Genomic DNA, 19,724 nt, shown 5'->3' with positions numbered 1-19,724 from the left:
ATGCGCCACACCCCCACCTACCTGATGACCGACGTCGACGAGGTCGAGCGCCTCATCCGCAACCACCCGTGGGCGACGTTCGTCTCGCCTGCGAGCACCGGTCTCGTCGCCTCCCACTACCCGGCGATCCTCGAGGAGGACCGGGACGAGCTGTCGATCGTCAGCCACTTCGGCCGACCGGACGAGCGCTCGCACGAGCTCGGCGAGCACGAGATCCTCGTCATCATCCAGGGACCGCACGACTACGTCTCGCCGAGCTGGTACCCCGAGGGCCAGCTGATCCCGACCTGGAACCACGTCACCGCGCACCTGTACGGCACGCCCGAGGTCCTCAGCGAGGACGAGAACTACGAGATGCTCTCGCGACTCACCGACCACTTCGAGGACCATCGACCGGACGGCCGCCACCTGTCCCAGGACGAGGCCGGCACCCGGCGGGCCGCGAAGGGCACGGTCGGCCTGCGCATGCGTGTCAGGCGGTTCGACGCCCGCGCGAAGCTCAGTCAGAACAAGGCGCCCGAGGTGGTCGACGACATCACCGCGCACCTTGCGGAGCGGAATCCGGCACTGGCCGAGGAGATGCGCCGTCAACAGGATCGGCCGCCGGCGGGGCACTGACCCGACGGGCACCGATGCGACCGCGGGCGTCGCTCACGAGCACGAGGGCGACGCCCGCCGCACTGAGCAGGAACCCGCCGGCCGTCAGGAGCGTGAACGGCTCCCGGAACAGGAGCGCACCCACGACGGCGGTCGTCGGCGCGACGAGGAACAGGAGCGCGTTGAGGACCGTGACCCCGATGCGACGCAGCAGCCACCAGTAGAGCCCGTAGGCCGAGAGCGTCGGGACGAGCGCGAGGAAGAGCGTCGTCAGCCAGAAGGTCGCGCCGCCTGGCGGCACCGCCTCACCCGTCGCGAGGGCGAGCACCGCGAGGAGCACCATGGTCGCCGTCGCGTGGACGGTCAGCGCGAGGAGGACCGGGGATCGGTGCGGCGAGCGCCGTTCGAGGATCGTCGCGGTGATGAGGCTGGCCATGGCGAGTGCGGGCAGGGCGTAGGCGATCGGCGGCGCGTCCGAGGCGCCGAACTGGGACTGCACGATGAGGAACACTCCGACCGCGCCGATCCCGAGTCCCAGCCACTGGGCACCCGGCACCCGCACGTGCAGCAGCGGTCCGGCGAGCGCCGCGATGACGAGCGGCTGGACGGCGTCGATGAGCGCGGTCGTCCCGGTCGAGATGCCCACGGCGACCGAGGCGTAGACGAACACGACGTAGCCGAACTGCGCGAACAGGCCGATGACGAGCTGCGAGCGCAGCTGAGCCCGGGTGGCGTTCCGCCACTGCCCGCTCAGCACCAGCACGATCGCGAGCCCCACGGCGAGCGGGACGAACCGCCAGAGGAGCACGGTGAGCACCGGCACGTCCTCGGTTCCGATCTTCGCGACGATGAACCCGGAGCTCCACGCGAGGACGAACCCGATCGCCGCGAGGGGGACGATGACGGCACGAATCATCCGCGCCACAGGTATACCGATCTGTCTACTCATCCCCGCAGTATACAGACTGGTATAGTTTTCGCATGACGGTCGACACTCCAGAGCTCGCACCCCTCACGCCGGGCGCCCGACGCGTGCTCGACGCCGCCTCCGTGCTCTTCTACGAGAACGGCATCCACGCGGTCGGCGTCGACACCATCGCGGAGGCGGCCGGGGTCACGAAGAAGACGCTCTACGATCGTTTCGGCAGCAAGGAGGCCCTCGTGCTCTCCTACCTGCAGCATCGCGACGCGCGCTGGCGCATCTGGGTCGACGAGTTCCTCGCCCGGCATCCGGAACCCGGGATCGACCGGGTCCTCGCGATCTTCGACGCGGCGATCGGCTGGTCGGACGACAACAGCCCCAAGGGGTGCAGTGCCGTCAACGCACGCGCGGAGATCCCCGACCACGCGACGAGCGGCCTCGTGCTCCCCGAGGTCACCCGGCAGAAACAGTGGCTGCTCGAACGCTTCGCCGAGCTCATCACCGAAGCCGGCCTGTCGGACGCCGGAGCGCGCGCCCGCGAACTCATGTTGCTCTACGAGGGCGCGATCGTGACGGTCGGGATGCGCACCTTCCGCGAACCGTTCGAGACCGCCCGCGCGATCGCCGGTCGACTCCTGGCCGCCTGACCGGGGCCGGGCGCGGTCTGTCGGCGACCACTCGACATCGCGTAGGGTCTCGGGATGGACTTCACCGACGACGCCACCGCCACCGACCGCATCGCCATCGTCACCGGGGTCGGGCGCCGCCGCTCGATCGGCGCGGGACTCGCCACCGGTCTCGCCGCGGACGGCTGGAACCTCGTCCTCAACGCCTGGCGACCCTACGACGACCGCGTGGGCTACGAACGGACCCCCGACGACCCCGAGTCGATCGCCGACGAGTGCCGAGCGTTCGGTGTGACCGTCGAGCTCGTGCTCGGTGACCTCGCAGACCCGGCGTTCCCGGCCGAACTCGTCGAGCGCGCGGCGCAGCTGGGTCCCGTGTCAGGGCTCGTCATGTCGCACTGCGAGTCGGTCGACAGCTCGATCCTCACGACGGACCTCGACAGCTGGGACCGCCACTTCGCCGTGAACGCGCGGGCGACGTGGCTGCTCATCAAGGCCTTCGCCGAACAGCTCCCGGTGCAGCAGACGCCGCCCCGGGTGGCCGGTCGCATCGTCGCACTCACGAGCGACCACACCGTGCACAACCTGCCCTACGGGGCCAGCAAGGGTGCGCTCGACCGCATCGTGACGGCCGCGGCGGTGGAGCTGGGCGAGCGCGGGGTGCGGGCGAACGTCATCAACCCGGGTCCGATCGACACGGGCTGGATGACCGACGACATCCGTCGCTGGGGAGCCGAGGCGACGCCCGCCGGCCGGCTCGGCACGCCGTCCGACACCGCCGACCTCGTACGCTTCCTGTTCTCGCCTGCGGGCTCCTGGATCAACGGCCAGGTGCTCTCGAGCAACGGCGGATTCAACGTCGGTTAGGAACGCGTCCACCCGTCGACCTGCGCGCGGACACCGGCGATGTCGGCCGGCATGACGCGACAACAGCCGCCGACGACGGTCGCTCCGGCCTCCAGCCAGGCCTCCACCTCGCCGACCCCGGCGGCTCCACGCCAACAGCGGGCGTCGGCGTCCCAGCGCTCGCCCGAGTTCGGGTAGACCACCACCGCCTTGTCCGTCACGGACCGCGCAGCGGCGATGGCCGGGAGGACCTCGTCCGGGTGCGAGCAGTTGACACCCACCGCCTGGAACTCGTCGATCCCCTCGACCAGTCGGAAGCCCTCAGCCATCGCTTCACCCGAGCGGAGCCGACCACCCTCCACCGTGAACGACAACCACGCAGGCACTCCCGAACCCCGCACGAGCTCGGCGAGCGCCGTCGCCTCGTCGAGCGTCGGAATGGTCTCGAGGGCGAGGAGGTCGGGGGCCGCGTCGACGAGCACGGCCAGACGCCGCTCGTGCCACCGCTGCAGCTCGGTCCGGCTGAGACCGGAGGCACCCTCGTACTCCGAGCCGTCGCCGAGCGTCGCGCCGTACGGACCGACCGACGCGGCGACGAGGAGCGGGCCGTCGGGGTCCGATTCGGCCCGCGTGTCGCGCGCCGCACGCGCCAGCTCGACGCTCGACCGCAGGAGCCGTTCGGTCTCCGGAACCGAGACGCCGATCCGATCGAACGCCTCGAAGCCGACCTGGTACGACGCCGTGATCGCGATCTGCGCACCCGCGGCGAAGAACTCCTGATGAGCATCCTGAATCGCCCCAGGGTCGTGCGCGAGCAGCGCGGCGCTCCAGAGCACGGTGGACACGTCTCGACCGCGCGCTTCGAGCAGCGTCCCGAGACCGCCGTCGACCGTCCAGATACCGCGCCTCAGGTCCATACGTCCCATTGTGCTCGCGTCGCAACCCGATGAGGCGCCACTGGACACCTGGTATGGTCTATACCCGTCCAGAGCCGAGAGGACGCGTTCTCCCCGAGAACGACCCGCCACCCGACGTGCAGCTCCCCCGAGCTCCGTGCCAGTGCAGCATGGCGATCCTCCGGCATTTCTCGGGCACTGAGCGACTACGCGAGTGCCGAACGATTCAACACGACTGTCAGGAAACGAGTACTGCTTGTGAACTCCAGCGACAACGCGGCATCATCGTCCCCCGCATCCCCCTCCCCCAGAACCGGCCGGAAGCCGGCCCGCAAGACCAGGCGCCTCCGCGTCGACGACGTCCTCGTCGTCAAGACGTCCAAGGTCCGCACCGCCATCTCGGGCACCGTCGTCGGCAACTTCATGGAGTGGTTCGACTTCGGCATCTACGGCTACCTCGCGGTCACGATGACCGTCGTCTTCACCGAGGGCCTCCCTCCTGAGGCCGGCATCCTCGTCACCCTGTTCGGTTTCGCCGTGTCGTTCCTCGTGCGTCCGCTCGGCGGGCTCGTGCTCGGACCGCTCGGCGACAAGATCGGCCGGAAGAAGATCCTCTTCCTCACGATGTCGATGATGGCCGCGGCGACCGCCCTCATCGGCGTGCTGCCGACCGCCGCCCAGATCGGGCTGTGGGCGATCGCCCCGCTGTACCTCCTCAAGATGATCCAGGGCTTCTCGACCGGCGGCGAGTACGCCGGCGCGTCCACCTACGTCGCCGAGTTCTCGCCCGACCGCCGACGCGGGTTCTGGGCGTCCTGGCTCGATGTCGGGTCCTACGTCGGTTTCGCGGCAGGCGCCGGGACCGTCGCCCTCACCACGCTGATCGCGGAGGGCCTCGCCGGCCCTGACGCCATGACCGAGTTCGGTTGGCGCATCCCGTTCCTCATCGCTCTGCCGCTCGGTGCGGTGGCGGTGTGGTTCCGCCTCAAGATCCCCGAGACCCCGGCCTACGAGGTCGCCGAGACCGCCGGCGGCATCGAGGCGGAGCACGAGGACCCCATGGCCCGCCAGGGGATCTTCGGGATCTTCCGTCACTTCTGGCGCCAGATCCTCATCGCGATGGCGATCGTCGCCGCGACGAACACCGCCGGCTACGCGCTCACGAGCTACATGCCGACCTACCTCGAGAAGGACGTCGGGGTCTCCAACCTGACGGCCGCGGTCGCGACCATCCCGGTCCTGCTGATCATGTCCGCCTGCCTGCCGCTCGTCGGGCGGATGTCCGACAAGCTCGGTCGCAAGCCCGTCTACCTGATGGCCGTCGGTGCGACCCTCGCCCTCATGGTGCCGGCGTTCGCGGTCATGCAGATCGGTGAGATCTGGGCCATCTTCATCGCCCTGTTCATGGTCGCCGCCCCGGTCGCCCTGTGGGCGGGACCGTCTGCGGCCTCGCTGCCGGCGTTCTTCCCGACGGCGTCCCGCTTCGGCGCGATGGCGATCGCCTACAACCTGTCGGTCTCGCTCTTCGGTGGCACGACGCCGCTGTTCAGTGAGTTCCTCATCCAGGTCACCGGGAACACCTTCATGCCCGCGTTCTACATCATGTTCTTCGCGGCGGTGGCGGGCGTCGGCGTGCTCACGATGCGGGAGACGGCTCGTCGTCCGCTCATCGGTTCCGTGCCGACGGTCGAGACGAAGGCCGAGGCGGTGGAACTCGTCAAGGGGCAGGATGACAACCCGCTCATCGACACCCACACGATGCCGCTCGACATCCTGCCTCCGGCGTCGACCACCGGCGCCGCGGCGGACGGCCAGGACGGACGCGTCACGACGCCCGCCGGCTAGCGGGTTCGTCGACGCGTTCGTCGAGGACGACGCGTTCGGTGATCACGATCGGGGCGGGTGCGCGGTGCGCATCCGCCCCGTCGCGTCCGACCCGTTCGAGGAGCGCGGCCTGCCAGCCACCGTTCGCGACCGGCTTCGCCGGGGCGGACGGCACGGTCGGGTCCTGGTCCTCAGCCGCCGGCTCGCGCGGCGCATCCGGCCCACGTTCCTCGACGAGTGCCTCCTGGACGATCCGTCGGGGATCGAACTGTCGAGGGTCGAGGCGTTTCCACTCGGCCGGGTCGAACTCCGGTCCGAGCTCCTCGGCTGCTCGCGCCTTTGTCGTGGCGACGAGGTCGCGGACGGTGCGGACGAGCACTCCGAGTCGCTCGGCGTACACCGGCAACTGTTTCGGACCGATGAGCACGGCCGCGAGGATGCCGATGACGATCAGCTTGTCCATGGTGAGTCCGAACACGATGCGCTCCGATGATCAGGGGGCAGGGGTGTCGGCGCGGGGGTCGGTGTCGGCCGACACCTCGTCCTTCAGGATGCGTGCCGACTGCCCGACGCTGCGCGCGAGGCTCGGGAGCTTCGCGGCGCCGAAGAACAGCAGGATGACGGCGAGGACGATGAGGGCGTGCCAGCCGGTGAGGTTCTGGAGGAATCCCATGAGGAGTCCTTTCGGGTCGATGCGGGTCGGGACGGGAGGGTGTGGTGGCGCCGCGGTCAGCGTCCGCTCGGCGGCGTTCCTCCGCCGCCGCCAGCCCCGCCACCGCCGGACGGGGCAGCACCGGCGGTCGGCGTCGTCGTGGTGTCCACCCGGACGGTGAGCGCCACCTGATACCCGGAGGTCGCGTCACCCGTCACCGTCGCGAGTTGCAGGGCACCGCCGTCGTCGCCGAAGACGTTGTCGTCGTCGAGACTCACCTGGGCGAGGTTCGCGCTCGAACCGTCGTAGCCCGACAGGGCGTAGACGGTGTCGCACGCCGCCTGCGGGAGGGCGACCTGCGAGGTCGCGATGGCGTTCGCGGAGTCGGAGATGTCCGCGACCGTGGGGTACACCTCGAAGTGGATGTGCGGCCACCGGCCCGAGTAGCAGGCCGGGAAGATCGAGGTGTACGAGACGGTCCCCGAGCTGTCGGCGACCTGGACGCCGCGGAGGTAGGTCTCGTCCTCGATCCCGTCGGAGTACATCGAGTAGCCGCCCGACGCGTCGCAGTGCCAGACGTACACGGCGACGTCGGCGAACGGGGCGTCACCGTTCGCCATGTCGAGGATGGTGAGCGAGAGCGCCATGGGGACCCCGCTCGCGGTGGTGCCCGACCCGATGCTCGACCGGATGTCGCTGCGGACGATGCCGGACTCCTCGAGCACGTCGGCTCCGTTTGAGCCGTCGCCCGGGTAGGGGCCCGCGGTCTCGTCGGGGATCTCGCCCGATGGGAGGTCGCCGGTCGCGGTCGCGGTGCTCGTGCCGGTACTCGCGGCGCCGGTGCTCGTGCTGCTGCTGCCGGACGCCCCGGTGGAGCAGGCGGCGAGCGCGACGGCCCCGACCCCGGCGCCCACGAGGCTCAGCACCGTGCGCCGGCTGACGAGGGTTCCGAGGTCGAATGCGACGCCCTGGTCGACGACCTCCTCGTCGGCCCGGTCGAGTAGACGGCCCTCGTAGGCCGGGCCGTCCGGGGTGGTCTCGGGTGCTGGGATCCTGCTCATGGTGCGCCTCGCCTTCGTCTGCGATCGGTGGTCTCGATCGGTCGTGAGACGAGCATCGGCGTGGCGGCTATGGGCTTCCTATGAGCCGTCCATACGTCGTCGATGGGTCTGCTGGGCGGTTGCCGAGCCCGTGGATCAGCGCGGGGTGGCCTTGAGTCCGTTCGGCGGCCCGTCGCGGTCGGACGCGGTGCGCGGAACGTCGTACCGCACGAGGGCGTCCGCGCGTTCCAGGCTCGGTTGCACACTCATCAACACCCGCTTGAGTGGATCGATGTCCCAGGCGATGACGAAGTACGCGTCGGCACCACCCCGATCACGGCGCCGTTCGATGACCGCCTTCGGGATCACGGGGTCGTTCCGCATCACGAGCCACGTGTCGTGGTCGAGGCGGATCGGACGCGGGCGGGTCATGTGTCGAACATACGTTCGAATGTCGCGTGAGGCAAGTCGATACTCGAGCTGCTTAACTTTGCTTAACCGCTTGACCACCTTCACTGCGCCTCGCTACGGTAACTGCGTAACCGATTAACCATTCACTGCAGAGGACGTCATGAACCAACGAGGGTTCCATCAGCCGAACGGCGCATGGGTCGGAGACGTCATCCCCTGGCAGGAGGACGGTGTCTTCCACCTCTTCTACCTGCACGAGTCACGTCGCGTCCCCAAGATCGGCATGCCGTGGCATCGCGTGACCACCCGGAACCTCGTCGATTTCGACGAGCTCGGTGAGGCTCTGCCGTCGGGCGGACCGTCCGCGCCGGACTTCAACGTCTACACGGGGAGCATCGTCCGGGGTCCCGACGGGATCCACCACGTCTTCTACACGGGACAGCACCCGGAGCGCCGCGGTGCCGACGGTCTGGCGCTGCAACTCGTCATGCACGCCGTCAGCACCGACGGCATGCGCACCTGGGAGCGCCGGGAGGCCGACACCTTCGGCGCCACCGCAGGATATGAGACCGCCGACTGGCGGGATCCCTTCGTCTTCTGGGACGAGGACGCGGCCGTCTGGCGGATGCTCATCACCGCCCGACACGCACACGGCCCGGAACGGCGTCGCGGCGTCATCGCCCAGTGCACCTCCACCGACCTCTCGACCTGGGAACCCGTCGAGCCGTTCTGGGACCCGCGCCGCTACATCGCCCACGAGTGCCCCGAGGTCTTCCAGTGGGGCGACTGGTGGTACCTCGTGTCCTCCGAGTTCAGCGAGTCGTTCACGACCCGGTACCGGATGTCGCGCACCCTGCACGGTCCCTGGCTCGTCCCCGAGCACGACACGCTCGACGGACGCGCCTACTACGCGGCGAAGTCCGCCGCCCGCGACGGACGCCGGTTCTTCTTCGGCTGGATCGCCTCGCGTGAGGGAGCCCACGACGCGGGCACCTGGCAGTGGGCCGGCACCATGTCGGTCCTCGAAGCGGAGCAGCGTGCCGACGGCACCCTGGCCTTCCATCCGCCCACCGAACTCCGCGACACCTTCGCGCCCGCTGACGAGCCGACGGACACCGTCGTCACCTCGGGCACGGTCCTGAGCGCCCCCGACGGGTACGCCGACGCCCTGTCGGCCGTGGACGCACCGAGTTCCTTCCGGCTGGTCGCCCGATTCGACATCGCCCCCGGCACGACCGAGTGCGGTGTCCTCCTCCGCGCGAGCGATGACGGCGACGAGGGCTACGTCCTGCGCCTGGAGCCGAAGCGCGACCGCCTCGTGTTCGACCGCTGGCCCCGCTCCAGCACCGGCACGGAGCAGTGGCAGATCTCGGGCGACGTCCCGTTCGTCGTCGAACTCGAACGCCCCTGCCACCTCGCCCCCGGCTTGCACGAGCTCGAGGTGATCGTCGACGGCGACCTCTGCGTCGCGACCGTCGACGACGCGGTCGTCCTCAGCACGCGCCTCTATGACCGACCGGCCGGTCGCGTCGGCGTCTTCGTCGGCGAGGGGACCGTCACCGTCGAGGCGTGCACGCTCCTCGAGCGCGACGGCGGCGGCTCCGACGACGACCCCACCTCACACCGACTGCTCACCAGCACCACGTCCTGATCCCGACACCACGCTCCGCCGCCTGCACCACCACCCGCACACCCGCACCCACCTGTGATCGATCAACGGAGATTCCGACCATGCCAACCACCGCACGCCCCCGCACCATGCGCCCCACCCGCAGCACCGCCTTCGTGGCCCTCGTCGCCGCTGCAGCACTCGCCCTCTCCGGCTGCGCCGGCGGATCGAGCGCCACGGACCCGACCGACGTCGATCCGAAGGGCGACATCGTCCCCCGCGAGATCTCGTGGCTGCTCTCCCGCCCGGCCGACGGCGGGGTGATCACCGCGATGGAGCAGATCGCCGACGAGTACGCGAAGGACCACCCCGGCTTCTCGCTGAACCTCATCACGACCCCCGACCGCCCGTCCTACATCCAGAAGTACGAGACCCTCGCGGCCGCGAACAAGCTCCCTGAGCTCTTCGACACCGACGCGACCCCGTTCGCGCAGAAGCTCGCGAAGCAGGGCCGCATGGTCGACGTCGACCTGCTCCTCGAGGACCTCGGTCTCGCCGACTCCTACCGCGAGGCTGCGCTCAACTACCAGCGGTTCGACGACGGCTCGCTCTACATGGTGCCGTTCGAGTTCCAGCTGGAGTTCTTCTGGTACAACCGCTCCCTGCTCGAGGACGCCGGTGTCACCGTCCCGGCCACGCTCGACGACTTCCCCGCCATGTGCAAGGCGCTCCGCGCCAAGGGCGTCACCCCGATCGCGCTCGACGGTCAGGACCAGTGGCCGCTCGAGCGCTACATGGCCTACTACCCGTTCCGGATGGCGGGTCCCGAGTACATCCAGGACCTGAAGGCCGGGAAGGCCTCCTTCTCCGACCCGGCCGGGAAGGCCGCGGCCGAGTGGCTGTACGACCTCGGGCAGGCCGGCTGCTTCCAGGAGGGCTTCTCCTCGACCGGTTACGCGGACGCGCAGGCGCTCTTCACCTCGGGCAAGGCCGCGGTCTACAACATCGGCACGTGGGAGCTCTCGAACCTCGCGACGGATGCGCTCGACCCCGGCGTCCGTGACGCGGTCGGCACCTTCACGCTGCCGACCATCGACGGCGCCGTCACCGCCGACAACGAGTACGTCACCCCGTCCGGCATCGGCATGGCGGTGAACGCGAAGACGTACGACCCGCTCGTCCGCGACTTCCTCGCGTTCGCCCTCGAGCGCTACCCGGAGCTCTACGCGGCGACTGGCGCGCTGTCGCCGACGACCTCCGCGCAGACCACCGTCCCCGCGAACGCGACCGAGCTGTACGCCAGCTCCGTGGCGCAGGCAGACGGCGTCGGACCGGCGATCGCGATGCCGTGGGACACCCAGCTCGACCCGGCCACGAACACCCGACTCCAGCAGGAGCTGACCCTGCTCGTGCAGGGCGACATCACGCCGGACGAGTTCATCGCGACGATGGACGCGGCCCTCACGGAGAACGTCGATGACTGAGCTCACCCAGACCGCGGTGGGCGCGGCACCGGCCCGCCCACCGCGGCGGCGGAAGCCGATGTCGACGTCGATGCTGCCCCGCCGGTCGAGGCTGTCGGTGATCGTGTTCCTCGTGCCGCCGCTCGTCCTCTACGGTGTCGCGGTGCTCCTGCCGATCGTGCAGTCGCTGTTCCTCAGCCTCTTCTCGTGGGACGGCATCACGGACATGGCGTTCGTCGGACTCGACAACTACGTCAAGATGCTCACCCGGGACGACGTGTTCTGGACCTCCTTCGGCAACGCCCTCGGCTACCTCGCGATCTGCCTGGTGCTCCAGCTCGGCGGCGCGCTCCTCGTCGCCGGGCTGCTCACCGCCCTCCCCCGGGCCCGCGAGCTCGTCAAGACGCTCTACCTCCTGCCCGCCGTCATCTCGACGGTCGCGATCGCCATCCTGTTCCAGCGGCTGTACGCGCTCGAACCGGTCGGGCTGATCAACCAGCTGCTCGCGTGGGTCGGACTCGGCGACCTCCAGACGGCCTGGCTGTCGAACGTGCAGACCGTCCTCGCCGCGGTGTCGATCCCGGAGGGCTGGCGGTTCACCGGCCTGTACATGCTCATCATCTACGCCGCCCTCATGGCCGTGCCCCGCGACCTCGAGGAGGCCGCCCGGCTGGACGGCGCCTCCTGGTGGCAGATCTTCTGGCGGATCCGCTTCCCGTACATCCGGCCGGTGTGGATCACGACGACGGTCATGGCGACCACCTTCGCCCTCCGCGGCTTCGACATCCCGTACCTGCTGACGAACGGCGGGCCCGGTCAGTCGTCCGAGCTGCTGACCACCTACATGTACAAGACGGCGTTCGTCCACACGGATTACGGCTACGCCAGCGCGATCTCCATGTTCATCGTCGTCGAGTGTCTCGTCGCCGTCGGCCTCATCTTCCTGCTGCTCCGACGGAAGGACAAGTCATGACCGCCACCCTCCCCGCCCGGCCGACCGAACACGTCGCGCCCCCGGCGGCGTCGACACCGAAGCGGAAGCCCCGGCACACCCCGCGCGTGCGGGTGCAGCGGACGATCCTCACCGTGACCGTCGTCGCGATCGTGCTCGTCCAGGTCTACCCGCTCGTCTGGTTGCTGGTCACGAGCTTTCGGACGGCGGCCGACTTCGCCGGTGGCAACCCCTTCGCGCTGCCGTCCGAGTGGACGCTCGACAACTACGCAAGGGCGTTCTCGACCGGCAACCTCGGGCTCAACATCGTCAACAGCCTGATCGTCACCCTCGGGTCGAGTGCCCTGATCGTCATCGCCGGCATGATGGCGGCGTACGCGCTCCAGGTCCTCGGGTTCCGGTTCAGCGGGCTCGTCCGCGGTCTGTTCCTCCTCGGCATCATCGTGCCCGTGCAGATCGCGCTCGTCCCCCTGTTCATCGACTACTCGCAGGTCGGCCTGCTCGACACCCACCTGTCGATGATCATCCCGCTGGCGGCGTTCGCCCTGCCGATGGCCGTGTACCTGTTCTCGTCGTTCTACGAGTACATCCCGAAGGAGATGTACGAGGCCGCGTCGCTCGACGGGGCGGGTCCGTACCGGATCTTCGGACAGATCACGTTCCCGCTCTCGGTCAACACGATCATCACCGTCGTGCTCGTCAACAGCATCTTCATCTGGAACGACTTCATCTTCGCGAACACCTTCGTGCTCTCCGACGGATTGAAGACCATCCCGCTCGGCCTGCAGAACTACATCGGGGCGATGGGGAACACTGATTGGACGGCGACGTTCGCCGCCGTCTGCGTCACGGTCACACCGCTGCTGTTGGTGTTCCTCGTGTTGAACAAAGCGATGATCAGCGGCCTCGAGAGCGGAGCGACCAAGGGATGAGCAGCACCGACCAGCCGAAGCCCGGCTCAGACCACCCGAAGAACACCTCGGGCATCACGATGCGCGACGTCGCGAAGGCCGCCGGCGTCTCCGTGGCGACCGTCTCGCACGTCGTCAACGACAAGCCGGGGTCGCGGATCGGCGAGGACGCCAAACGTCGGGTGCACGAGGCGGTGGCGGAGCTCGGCTACCGGCCGAACGCCCTCGCGAAGACGCTGTCCCAGGGGCACTCCCGGTTCATCGGCCTCGTCGCCGACGCGATCGCGACCACCCCGTTCGCCGGCCAGATCATCCACGGCGCCCAGGACGAGGCGTGGCGCCACGGCTACGTCCTGCTCGTCGCCAACACCGACGGCAACACGGCCGCCGAGGAGGAGGCGATCGCGATGATGCTCGAGCACCAGGTCCGCGGGATCCTGTACTCCACCTGGTTCCACCACGAGATCACCGTGCCCGAGGCGCTCCTCCAGACCGACACCGTGCTCGTGGACTGCTACGCCGCCGGAAGCGGGCTCCCGGCCGTCGTGCCCGACGAGGTGCAGGGCGGGCGGACCGCGACCGAGGCGCTGCTCGCGGCCGGCCACCGACGGATCGCGTTCGTCAACACGACGACCCCCTCACCGGCGCAGACCGGCCGGCTCGCCGGGTACCGCTCGGCGCTGCAGGCGGCGGGAGTGGCGTTCGACGACGCCCTCGTGTTCCCGGCCTCACCGGAGCAGGAGGGTGGGTACGCGGCGACCGCCGAGGTCGTCGACTCAGGCGCCACCGCGGTCTTCTGCCACAACGACCGCGTGGCGATGGGACTCTACGACGGGCTGCGCGAGCGCGGACTGCGGATCCCCGACGACATGGCCGTCATGGGGTTCGACAACCAGGACGTCATCGCCGCCCACCTCCGGCCGCCGCTGTCGACGGTCGCCCTCCCCCACTACGAGCTCGGAGCGGCCGGCGTCCGTCGGCTGCTCGGTCTCGACGCCGCGCTGCCCGCCGGGCCGCAGCTCATCGCCTGCCCGGCCGTCCCGCGGCACTCCGTCTGAGGGCGTGACCGTGCACGACGAGCAGCACGCCCTTCCACGGCCCGGCTTCCACCTGACGCCACAGCGGAACTGGATGAACGACCCGAACGGCTTGGTCTTCCATCGCGGGCGGTGGCACGCGTTCTTCCAGTACAACCCGGAGGGTGGCGACTGGGGCAACATGAGCTGGGGTCACGCCTCGAGCGTCGACCTGCAGCACTGGGACGAGCATCCGGTAGCCCTGCGGTACACCGCCGAGGAGCAGGTGTACTCGGGATCCGTGGTCGCCGCGGGTCCCGACGGGCGCCTCACGGCGTACTACACGAGCGTGTCCACCGACGGTCGGCAGGCGCAGTCCCGGGCGACCAGTGAGGACGACGGGCTCACCTGGCAGCGCGACCCGGAGAACCCGATCCTCGACCGCGGCTCGCACGCCTTCCGCGACCCGAAGATCATCCGGTACGAGGACGCCACGTGCTCACGGTGGAGGCCGTGGAGCGTCAGGTCCTCGTGTACTCCTCCACCGACCTCCGCACCTGGGAGCACCTCAGCACCGTCGGTCCCGTCGGTCCCACCGGCGTCGTGTGGGAGTGCCCCGACCTCATCCCGCTCGCGGTCGACGGACGCCCGGACGAGGTCCGGTGGGTCCTGCTCCTCAGCACCAACCCGATCAGCGACGTGCAGGACCCGGACGGGTCGTCGATGAGCTATCTCGTCGGCGACTTCGACGGCTCGGTGTTCACGCCTGAGCGGGCCGAGCTGCAGCGGCTCGACCACGGTCGGGACTTCTACGCGGCGGTCGGGTTCGACCGCGCTCCGGACGGTGAAGCGGTGATCCTCGGTTGGATGGGCAACTGGCGCTACGCCGCCGACCTCCCCGCCTCGCCGTGGCGGGGCGCGATGTCGCTCCCGAGACGCCTGTCCTTGACCACGGTCGACGGCGAGCAGCGACTCGTGCAGGAGCCACCGGCCTTCGTCAGGGAACGACTGGCCGCGATCGACCCGACGACCGTCGCCGTGTCCTCGGACGCCGTCGACCTGGGGCTCGAGGGTGACGGCGTGGTCGAGTTGCGCTGGGATCCGTCGGTCACGGGTGAGTTGCGGCTCCGGCTGACGGCCGACACCGACGGTGCGGTCCTCATCGTCCACGACCCGGCGACGGCGTCACTCTCCGTCACCCGGTCGGGCGGTGCCATGGACACGGTGCACCCCGACTTCGCCTCCACGAGCATCGTTCCGCTCGTCGGCGACCGGCCGGCTCGACTCCTCCTGAGCCTCGACGGCCCGCTGCTCGAGCTGTTCGTCGACGGCGGTCTCGCCACCGTCTCCGACCTCGTCATCCTCGGGAGCGGACGACCGACGCTGAGCCTCGCGAGCGAACGCGCCAGTCCCGTCTCGGTGGCCGTCGCCGTCCTCGACCGGGCGCCCGCCACCGACCAGGTGCACGCGCTCGCCTGAGCAGTCTTCCACCGCACGATCCAGCACCATCCCGCCACGGGTGCCTTCGGCGCGCCCGCGGCACCGACGAAAGGAACAGCAATGACGCACGACCTCTCCCGCCGGACCGTCCTCCAGGGCGCCGGCCTCGGGGCGCTCGCCCTGTTCGCGAGTACCGGCACGCCCCTCGCCGCCCAGGCGGCGACCACCGCCCAGGCGCAGGCCTCCCTCAGATCGGTGTTCCACATGACGCCGCCGTCGGGGTGGCTCTGCGACCCGCAACGACCGGTGTTCACGAACGGCGCGTACCAGCTGTACTACCTGCACTCCGGCCAGAACAACGGTCCGGGCGGTTGGGATCACGCGACGACGACCGACGGCGTCGCCTTCACCCACCACGGGACCGTCATGCCGCTGCAGCCGGACTTCCCGGTGTGGTCGGGTTCCGCCGTCGTCGACACCGCGAACACCGCCGGTTTCGGTGCGGGTGCGGTCATCGCGCTCGCGACGCAGCCCACCGACGGCGTCCGGAAGTACCAGGAGCAGTACCTGTACTGGTCGACGGACGGCGGCTTCACGTTCACGATGCTCCCCGACCCGGTGATCGTGAACACCGACGGACGTGCAGCCCAGACCCCGGCAGAGATCGAGAACGCCGAGTGGTTCCGGGACCCGAAGGTCCACTGGGACGCGGCCAGGAACGAATGGGTGTGCGTCATCGGCCGGGCGCGCTACGCGGCCTTCTACACCTCGCCCGACCTCACGACGTGGCAGTTGCAGCACAACTTCGACTTCCCGAACCACGACCTCGGTGGCATCGAGTGCCCGGACCTGTTCCAGATGCGAGCGGGCGACGGCAGCTGGCACTGGGTCTTGGGCGCCAGCATGGACGCCTACTCGATCGGCCTGCCCATGACCTACGCCTACTGGACGGGCACGTGGGACGGGACGCGGTTCACCGCCGACGACCTCACCCCGCAGTGGCTGGACTGGGGCTGGGATTGGTATGCCGCCGTCACCTGGCCGAAGGCGGAGTCGCCCGACGACCGCCGGCTCGCGATCGCGTGGATGAACAACTGGAAGTACGCGGCCCGCGACGTCCCCACCGACGCCTCGGACGGCTACAACGGTCAGAACTCCGTCGTCCGGGAGCTACGACTCGAGGCGCAGTCCGGTGGTCGGTACAGCCTGCTCAGTTCACCCGTGGACGCTTTGGCCGGGTATGTGACCTCCACCGTCTCCCTCCCGGACCAGACCGTCACCGGGAGCGCCGTCCTGCCCTGGAGCGGCCGGGCGTACGAGATCGAACTCGACCTCACCTGGGACACCGCGACCAACGTCGGTCTCTCCGTCGGGCGGTCTGCGGACGGCTCTCGCCACACCAACATCGGGAAAGCCGGGGCCGAGCTCTACGTCGACCGCGCACCGTCCGACCTGGCGGGCTTCTCGCTGCAGCCGTACACCCGGGCCGCAGCACCGATCGACGCGGCTGCACGCTCGGTCCATCTGCGGGTCTTCGTCGACACGCAGAGCGTCGAGGTCTTCGTCAACGCCGGTCACACCGTCGTCTCGCAGCAGGTGCACTTCGCCGAGGGCGACACGGGGATCTCGCTCTACACCGATGGCGGGCCACTGACCGCCTCGGCGATCACGATCCGCGAGTTCGGCACGGCGATCTGAGGGCAGCGCGCGCATCCATACGTCAGGATGGACGGATGGATCTGCAGAACCTGGTCGAACACGGACATTGGACGACGGCCCCTGCGGCGGTGACGACGGAGCCGGACGGTTCCCTGCTTGTCAACGCCGTCGAGGGCAGTGACGCCTGGCGGCACACCTCCTACGGTTTCGTCCACGACACGGAGCACGCGCTGATCGCGCCGATGCAGCGACGGGCGGCGATCGAGGTGTCGTTCGTCCTCGACGGCACCGAGCAGTTCGATCAGGCCGGGGTGTTCCTCCGCGCCTCCGAGTCGACGTGGATCAAGGCCGGGGTCGAGGTGTCCGACGGGGTCGCCCAGCTCGGCGCGGTCGTCACGCACGGCACCTCCGACTGGTCGGTGGCACCGGTCCCCGATTGGCTCGGACGAACGGTCACGGTGCGCGCGAGCCGCGACGGTGACGCCGTGACCGTACGCGCACGGGTGGACGACGAGGACTGGCGACTGGTCCGCGTCGCCCACCTCGACCCGGAGACCGACGTCGAGGCGGGGCTGTTCTGTGCAGCCCCGACGCGCGCCGGCCTCACGGTCCGGTTCACCGCGGTGCGTCTCGGTCAGCCGGACGACGCGCTCCACGGCTGACCGTCTGTGCGGTCGCGGCATTGCGCTCCGCGAGCTGCGCGAACGCGGCGACGAGCTCGGGCGGCTCGACGACGTCGATGTCGGTGTCGAAGCGGTTCAGGGAGGCGGCGAGCGCCACCCACGACCATGCGCCGGCGGTGTAGCGCGTGCGGTCCGGGCCGAGGGGCTCGGCGATGCCGTCGCCGACGAACGGTCGGACCGCCTCGAACGGCAGGTGGAGCACGACGGTGCCGACACAGGGCCAGGCGTCGGTCTGCTCGGATCCCTTGAACCTCGCCGCCACGAACGCCTGCACGTCTCCACCCGGCACCTCACGCGGACGGAACCGCGGTCCGGTCGGCGTCCTCGGCACGATGCGGTCGGCGCGGAAGATCCGCCAGTCGTCGCGGTCGAGGTCCCAGGCCACGAGGTACCAGTGCCCCTGGGAGGTGACCAGGTGGTGCGGCTCGACGCGCCGAGGCGGTTCCGGGTCGTCGTCGGATCGCCCGAACCGGAGCACCTCCCGCGCGCGGATGGCCGCGGACAGCGCGAGGAGGATCGGCACGGCCACCTGCGGGGTCGGTCCGTCGCCTGAGCGGGGCACCGAGGTGACCTCGAGGGCGTCGAGTCGATGCCGCAGCCGTGACGGCAGGACCTGTCTCACGGTCGTCAGTGCTCGGAGCGCCGGCTCCTCGAACCCGGATCCCGCGACGGCTGCGGTCTGGAGGGCGATGGTGAGCGCGACGATCTGCTCGTCGTCGAAGAGCAGTGGCGGGAGTTCGCTCCCGGCGTCGAGGTGGTACCCGCCGTCCGGCCCCATCGTGGCCTCGATGCGATACCCCATCTCGCGGAGCCGGTCGACGTCGCGGCGGATCGTGCGGTGACTGACGTCCAGCCGGTCGGCGAGCAGGGCACCCGGCCAGTCGCGCCGTGCCTGCAGGAGCGAGAGCAACTGCAGGAGTCTGGAGGTCGGTGAGGCCATGGTGCGAGCGTAGTCCGAGTGCAGGACATGATCTGTCCTAGACGCCTGAGACAGTGGTGCTCGACCGGGAGGAGCCCGGCACGACTCGAGGAGCACACATGAGCATCACGACCACGACCCACCTCAACTTCCAGGGCGACGCCCGCGCTGCGCTGGAGTTCTACCAGTCCGTCTTCGGCGGGCGGACGACGATCGCGAGCTACAGCGACGTCGGGATGCCGAAGGACGCTCCGGGCGCCGACCTGGTCGTCTTCGGTCAGGTCGAATCCGAGGACGGCTTCCGGGTGATGGCGTACGACAGCCCCGGAGCTCCGGCGGCGTCCCTGATCGGCACCGGAACGACCCGCCGTGAGCACGGGGCGACCGTCACCGGACAGTCCTGCTTCGTCGCGGTGCGTGGCGAGACGCTCGCGGAGGTCGAGGTGTTCTGGAACCGACTCGTTGTGGGAGGTTCGGTCGTCGAAGAGCTCGCCGCGTCCGCCTGGAGCCCCGGCTTCGGCATGGTGACCGACCGGTTCGGCGTCACGTGGGTGCTCGACGTGGCGGCGGCCGGCTGAGGCGTCCACGCCCGTCCGGCGAGACAGGGAACGGGCCGGTGCGGACGATCGTGTCCGCACCGGCCCGTTCCGGTCGTCGGGTTGCGACTCAGCGCACGGTGTCGAACCGCTGACCCTCGGGCTTCGAGGGCAGGAGGAAGAGGACGAGCAGGATGATGCCGCCGACCGACGGGATGAGCGAGAAGAAGTAGAACGGGCCGGGGAAGTTGGCGTCGTGGAGACGGCGCCAAGCGAGGGCCAGGTTCGGGACGATGGTCGCCAGCCAGATGAGGCCCAGGAGGACGACGCCCGTCAGGATCAGCGGAGCAGCCCCGGGGATCTCGAGGATGCCGGGCTGGGTGTAGTAGGTCCGAGAGCCGGTACTGCTGTCGAACACGACGGCCTCGCGCTGCGCGGCAGCGGATGTCGCGCCGATCAGGACGCCGGTGAAGAACAGGATGCTCGGGATGAGCGTGACAAGGAAGACGAACAGCGTGACCCACCAGTACTCACTCCGAGAAGCACGGCCGGTGAAGGTCGCGTACTTGCGGAGGTAGCGCTTGACCGCCTGCGGGAACGTCGCTCCGTAGAGCGGGAGCGTCAGGTCATCCGGGGAGGCGGCGCCGTGGATCGGAGCGGGCGCGTACGGCTGCTTGTACGTCGGCGTCGCGGGGTAGTCAGGGGTGGCGTTGGAACTCATG

21 protein-coding genes and 1 pseudogene are annotated in these 19,724 nt (G+C 69.6%); 14 read left to right on the top strand and 8 right to left on the bottom strand.

What is annotated here, in order from left to right:
- Positions 1-618, top strand: a complete 618-nt coding sequence (locus tag BIU99_RS02695; RefSeq protein WP_071259198.1) for an FMN-binding negative transcriptional regulator — start codon at positions 1-3, stop codon at positions 616-618.
- Here BIU99_RS02695 and BIU99_RS02690 read toward each other — a convergent pair.
- Positions 536-1,546, bottom strand: coding sequence for a DMT family transporter (locus BIU99_RS02690; protein WP_064294722.1), 1,011 nt, complete (start codon positions 1,544-1,546; stop codon positions 536-538). The two genes, BIU99_RS02695 and BIU99_RS02690, sit on opposite strands and share 83 nt — an antisense overlap.
- 32 nt (positions 1,547-1,578) lie before the next feature.
- On the opposite strand from BIU99_RS02690, the gene BIU99_RS02685 reads away from it, so the two are divergent.
- Both BIU99_RS02685 and BIU99_RS02680 read left to right on the top strand, forming a co-directional pair.
- Complete coding sequence (locus BIU99_RS02685) at positions 1,579-2,166, top strand: TetR/AcrR family transcriptional regulator (RefSeq protein WP_064294721.1); 588 nt, start codon at positions 1,579-1,581, stop codon at positions 2,164-2,166.
- A 54-nt stretch (positions 2,167-2,220) separates the two neighbouring features.
- Entirely contained in the window at positions 2,221-3,012 is a 792-nt protein-coding gene (locus tag BIU99_RS02680) for an SDR family oxidoreductase (protein WP_071259195.1), read from the top strand.
- On the opposite strand, the gene mmuM is transcribed toward BIU99_RS02680, so the two are convergent.
- Positions 3,009-3,908 carry a homocysteine S-methyltransferase gene (mmuM, locus tag BIU99_RS02675; RefSeq protein ID WP_254773551.1) on the bottom strand — a complete coding sequence of 300 codons (900 nt, stop codon included), beginning with the start codon at positions 3,906-3,908 and terminating at the stop codon, positions 3,009-3,011. The genes BIU99_RS02680 and mmuM overlap by 4 nt on opposite strands.
- A gap of 237 nt (positions 3,909-4,145) precedes the next feature.
- Here mmuM and BIU99_RS02670 point away from each other — a divergent pair, with 237 nt between their 5' ends.
- On the top strand, positions 4,146-5,732 hold the full coding sequence (locus BIU99_RS02670) for an MFS transporter (RefSeq protein ID WP_175484340.1): 1,587 nt from the start codon (positions 4,146-4,148) through the stop codon (positions 5,730-5,732).
- Here the strand turns inward: BIU99_RS02670 and BIU99_RS02665 are convergent.
- The 4 genes from BIU99_RS02665 to BIU99_RS02650 form a co-directional block, all read right to left on the bottom strand.
- The gene (locus tag BIU99_RS02665) at positions 5,713-6,189 is read right to left on the bottom strand and encodes a hypothetical protein (protein ID WP_071259191.1); all 477 of its coding nucleotides are present in this window, start codon (positions 6,187-6,189) and stop codon (positions 5,713-5,715) included. The two genes, BIU99_RS02670 and BIU99_RS02665, sit on opposite strands and share 20 nt — an antisense overlap.
- A 15-nt stretch (positions 6,190-6,204) precedes the next feature.
- The gene (locus BIU99_RS02660; protein WP_064294717.1) at positions 6,205-6,384 is read right to left on the bottom strand and encodes a twin-arginine translocase TatA/TatE family subunit; all 180 of its coding nucleotides are present in this window, start codon (positions 6,382-6,384) and stop codon (positions 6,205-6,207) included.
- 56 nt (positions 6,385-6,440) lie between these two features.
- Entirely contained in the window at positions 6,441-7,424 is a 984-nt protein-coding gene (locus tag BIU99_RS02655) for an intradiol ring-cleavage dioxygenase (RefSeq protein WP_071259189.1), read from the bottom strand.
- Between the two features lie 135 nt (positions 7,425-7,559).
- Positions 7,560-7,835 (bottom strand): hypothetical protein, encoded by a 276-nt coding sequence (locus BIU99_RS02650; RefSeq protein ID WP_064294714.1) that lies wholly within the window; start codon positions 7,833-7,835, stop codon positions 7,560-7,562.
- 139 nt (positions 7,836-7,974) lie between these two features.
- Between BIU99_RS02650 and BIU99_RS02645 the strand changes: the two genes are divergently transcribed.
- The 9 genes and pseudogenes from BIU99_RS02645 (at position 7,975) to BIU99_RS02610 (ending at position 17,526) form a co-directional block, all read left to right on the top strand.
- Entirely contained in the window at positions 7,975-9,465 is a 1,491-nt protein-coding gene (locus BIU99_RS02645; RefSeq protein ID WP_083397156.1) for a glycoside hydrolase family 32 protein, read from the top strand.
- Positions 9,466-9,545: 80 nt separating this feature from the next.
- Positions 9,546-10,907 carry an ABC transporter substrate-binding protein gene (locus tag BIU99_RS02640; protein ID WP_254628360.1) on the top strand — a complete coding sequence of 454 codons (1,362 nt, stop codon included), beginning with the start codon at positions 9,546-9,548 and terminating at the stop codon, positions 10,905-10,907.
- 70 nt (positions 10,908-10,977) lie between these two features.
- The gene (locus BIU99_RS02635; RefSeq protein WP_071259372.1) at positions 10,978-11,859 is read left to right on the top strand and encodes a carbohydrate ABC transporter permease; all 882 of its coding nucleotides are present in this window, start codon (positions 10,978-10,980) and stop codon (positions 11,857-11,859) included.
- On the top strand, positions 11,856-12,770 hold the full coding sequence (locus BIU99_RS02630) for a carbohydrate ABC transporter permease (RefSeq protein WP_064294712.1): 915 nt from the start codon (positions 11,856-11,858) through the stop codon (positions 12,768-12,770). The genes BIU99_RS02635 and BIU99_RS02630 overlap by 4 nt, the downstream gene beginning before the upstream one ends.
- On the top strand, positions 12,767-13,807 hold the full coding sequence (locus tag BIU99_RS02625) for a LacI family DNA-binding transcriptional regulator (RefSeq protein ID WP_071259187.1): 1,041 nt from the start codon (positions 12,767-12,769) through the stop codon (positions 13,805-13,807). The genes BIU99_RS02630 and BIU99_RS02625 overlap by 4 nt, the downstream gene beginning before the upstream one ends.
- A gap of 4 nt (positions 13,808-13,811) precedes the next feature.
- Positions 13,812-14,243 (top strand): annotated as a pseudogene (locus BIU99_RS20400) (glycoside hydrolase family 32 protein); the annotation flags it as partial.
- Positions 14,244-14,260: 17 nt separating this feature from the next.
- Positions 14,261-15,244: a GH32 C-terminal domain-containing protein gene (locus BIU99_RS02620; RefSeq protein WP_071259184.1), complete on the top strand. Its 984-nt coding sequence runs from the start codon at positions 14,261-14,263 to the stop codon at positions 15,242-15,244.
- An 81-nt stretch (positions 15,245-15,325) separates the two neighbouring features.
- A complete protein-coding gene (locus BIU99_RS02615; RefSeq protein WP_071259181.1) occupies positions 15,326-16,903 on the top strand; it encodes a glycoside hydrolase family 32 protein in 1,578 nt (525 codons plus the stop codon).
- A 35-nt stretch (positions 16,904-16,938) separates the two neighbouring features.
- Positions 16,939-17,526: a DUF1349 domain-containing protein gene (locus BIU99_RS02610; protein WP_071259179.1), complete on the top strand. Its 588-nt coding sequence runs from the start codon at positions 16,939-16,941 to the stop codon at positions 17,524-17,526.
- Here the strand turns inward: BIU99_RS02610 and BIU99_RS02605 are convergent.
- Positions 17,480-18,487, bottom strand: coding sequence for a YafY family protein (locus BIU99_RS02605; RefSeq protein ID WP_064294707.1), 1,008 nt, complete (start codon positions 18,485-18,487; stop codon positions 17,480-17,482). The two genes, BIU99_RS02610 and BIU99_RS02605, sit on opposite strands and share 47 nt — an antisense overlap.
- A gap of 98 nt (positions 18,488-18,585) precedes the next feature.
- Here BIU99_RS02605 and BIU99_RS02600 point away from each other — a divergent pair, with 98 nt between their 5' ends.
- Positions 18,586-19,044 (top strand): VOC family protein, encoded by a 459-nt coding sequence (locus BIU99_RS02600; RefSeq protein ID WP_071259176.1) that lies wholly within the window; start codon positions 18,586-18,588, stop codon positions 19,042-19,044.
- Positions 19,045-19,132: 88 nt separating this feature from the next.
- Here the strand turns inward: BIU99_RS02600 and BIU99_RS02595 are convergent, their stop codons facing one another.
- Positions 19,133-19,723 (bottom strand): DUF805 domain-containing protein, encoded by a 591-nt coding sequence (locus BIU99_RS02595; protein ID WP_071259173.1) that lies wholly within the window; start codon positions 19,721-19,723, stop codon positions 19,133-19,135.
- Position 19,724: the final 1 nt, after the last annotated feature.

Origin of the sequence: Plantibacter sp. MMLR14_011 (genome assembly GCF_001865025.1) — a bacterium.
Classification (GTDB): Bacteria; Actinomycetota; Actinomycetes; order Actinomycetales; family Microbacteriaceae; genus Plantibacter; species Plantibacter flavus_A.
Note: the sequence above shows the minus strand (reverse complement) of the source record. Positions and strands in the feature narration are given on the sequence as shown.

Excerpts from the sequence above, each read along its gene's own strand:
- BIU99_RS02595 (WP_071259173.1), bottom strand. The coding sequence starts at position 19,723 with ATGAGTTCCAACGCCACCCCTGACTACCCCGCGACGCCGACGTACAAG.
- BIU99_RS02635 (WP_071259372.1), top strand. The coding sequence starts at position 10,978 with ATGCTGCCCCGCCGGTCGAGGCTGTCGGTGATCGTGTTCCTCGTGCCG.
- BIU99_RS02610 (WP_071259179.1), top strand. The coding sequence starts at position 16,939 with ATGGATCTGCAGAACCTGGTCGAACACGGACATTGGACGACGGCCCCT.
- BIU99_RS02695 (WP_071259198.1), top strand. The coding sequence starts at position 1 with ATGCGCCACACCCCCACCTACCTGATGACCGACGTCGACGAGGTCGAG.
- BIU99_RS02660 (WP_064294717.1), bottom strand. The coding sequence starts at position 6,384 with ATGGGATTCCTCCAGAACCTCACCGGCTGGCACGCCCTCATCGTCCTC.
- BIU99_RS02600 (WP_071259176.1), top strand. The coding sequence starts at position 18,586 with ATGAGCATCACGACCACGACCCACCTCAACTTCCAGGGCGACGCCCGC.
- BIU99_RS02615 (WP_071259181.1), top strand. The coding sequence starts at position 15,326 with ATGACGCACGACCTCTCCCGCCGGACCGTCCTCCAGGGCGCCGGCCTC.
- BIU99_RS02680 (WP_071259195.1), top strand. The coding sequence starts at position 2,221 with ATGGACTTCACCGACGACGCCACCGCCACCGACCGCATCGCCATCGTC.
- BIU99_RS02625 (WP_071259187.1), top strand. The coding sequence starts at position 12,767 with ATGAGCAGCACCGACCAGCCGAAGCCCGGCTCAGACCACCCGAAGAAC.
- BIU99_RS02650 (WP_064294714.1), bottom strand. The coding sequence starts at position 7,835 with ATGACCCGCCCGCGTCCGATCCGCCTCGACCACGACACGTGGCTCGTG.
- BIU99_RS02645 (WP_083397156.1), top strand. The coding sequence starts at position 7,975 with ATGAACCAACGAGGGTTCCATCAGCCGAACGGCGCATGGGTCGGAGAC.
- BIU99_RS02640 (WP_254628360.1), top strand. The coding sequence starts at position 9,546 with ATGCCAACCACCGCACGCCCCCGCACCATGCGCCCCACCCGCAGCACC.
- BIU99_RS02630 (WP_064294712.1), top strand. The coding sequence starts at position 11,856 with ATGACCGCCACCCTCCCCGCCCGGCCGACCGAACACGTCGCGCCCCCG.
- BIU99_RS02655 (WP_071259189.1), bottom strand. The coding sequence starts at position 7,424 with ATGAGCAGGATCCCAGCACCCGAGACCACCCCGGACGGCCCGGCCTAC.
- BIU99_RS02605 (WP_064294707.1), bottom strand. The coding sequence starts at position 18,487 with ATGGCCTCACCGACCTCCAGACTCCTGCAGTTGCTCTCGCTCCTGCAG.
- BIU99_RS02690 (WP_064294722.1), bottom strand. The coding sequence starts at position 1,546 with ATGAGTAGACAGATCGGTATACCTGTGGCGCGGATGATTCGTGCCGTC.
- BIU99_RS02685 (WP_064294721.1), top strand. The coding sequence starts at position 1,579 with ATGACGGTCGACACTCCAGAGCTCGCACCCCTCACGCCGGGCGCCCGA.
- mmuM (WP_254773551.1), bottom strand. The coding sequence starts at position 3,908 with ATGGACCTGAGGCGCGGTATCTGGACGGTCGACGGCGGTCTCGGGACG.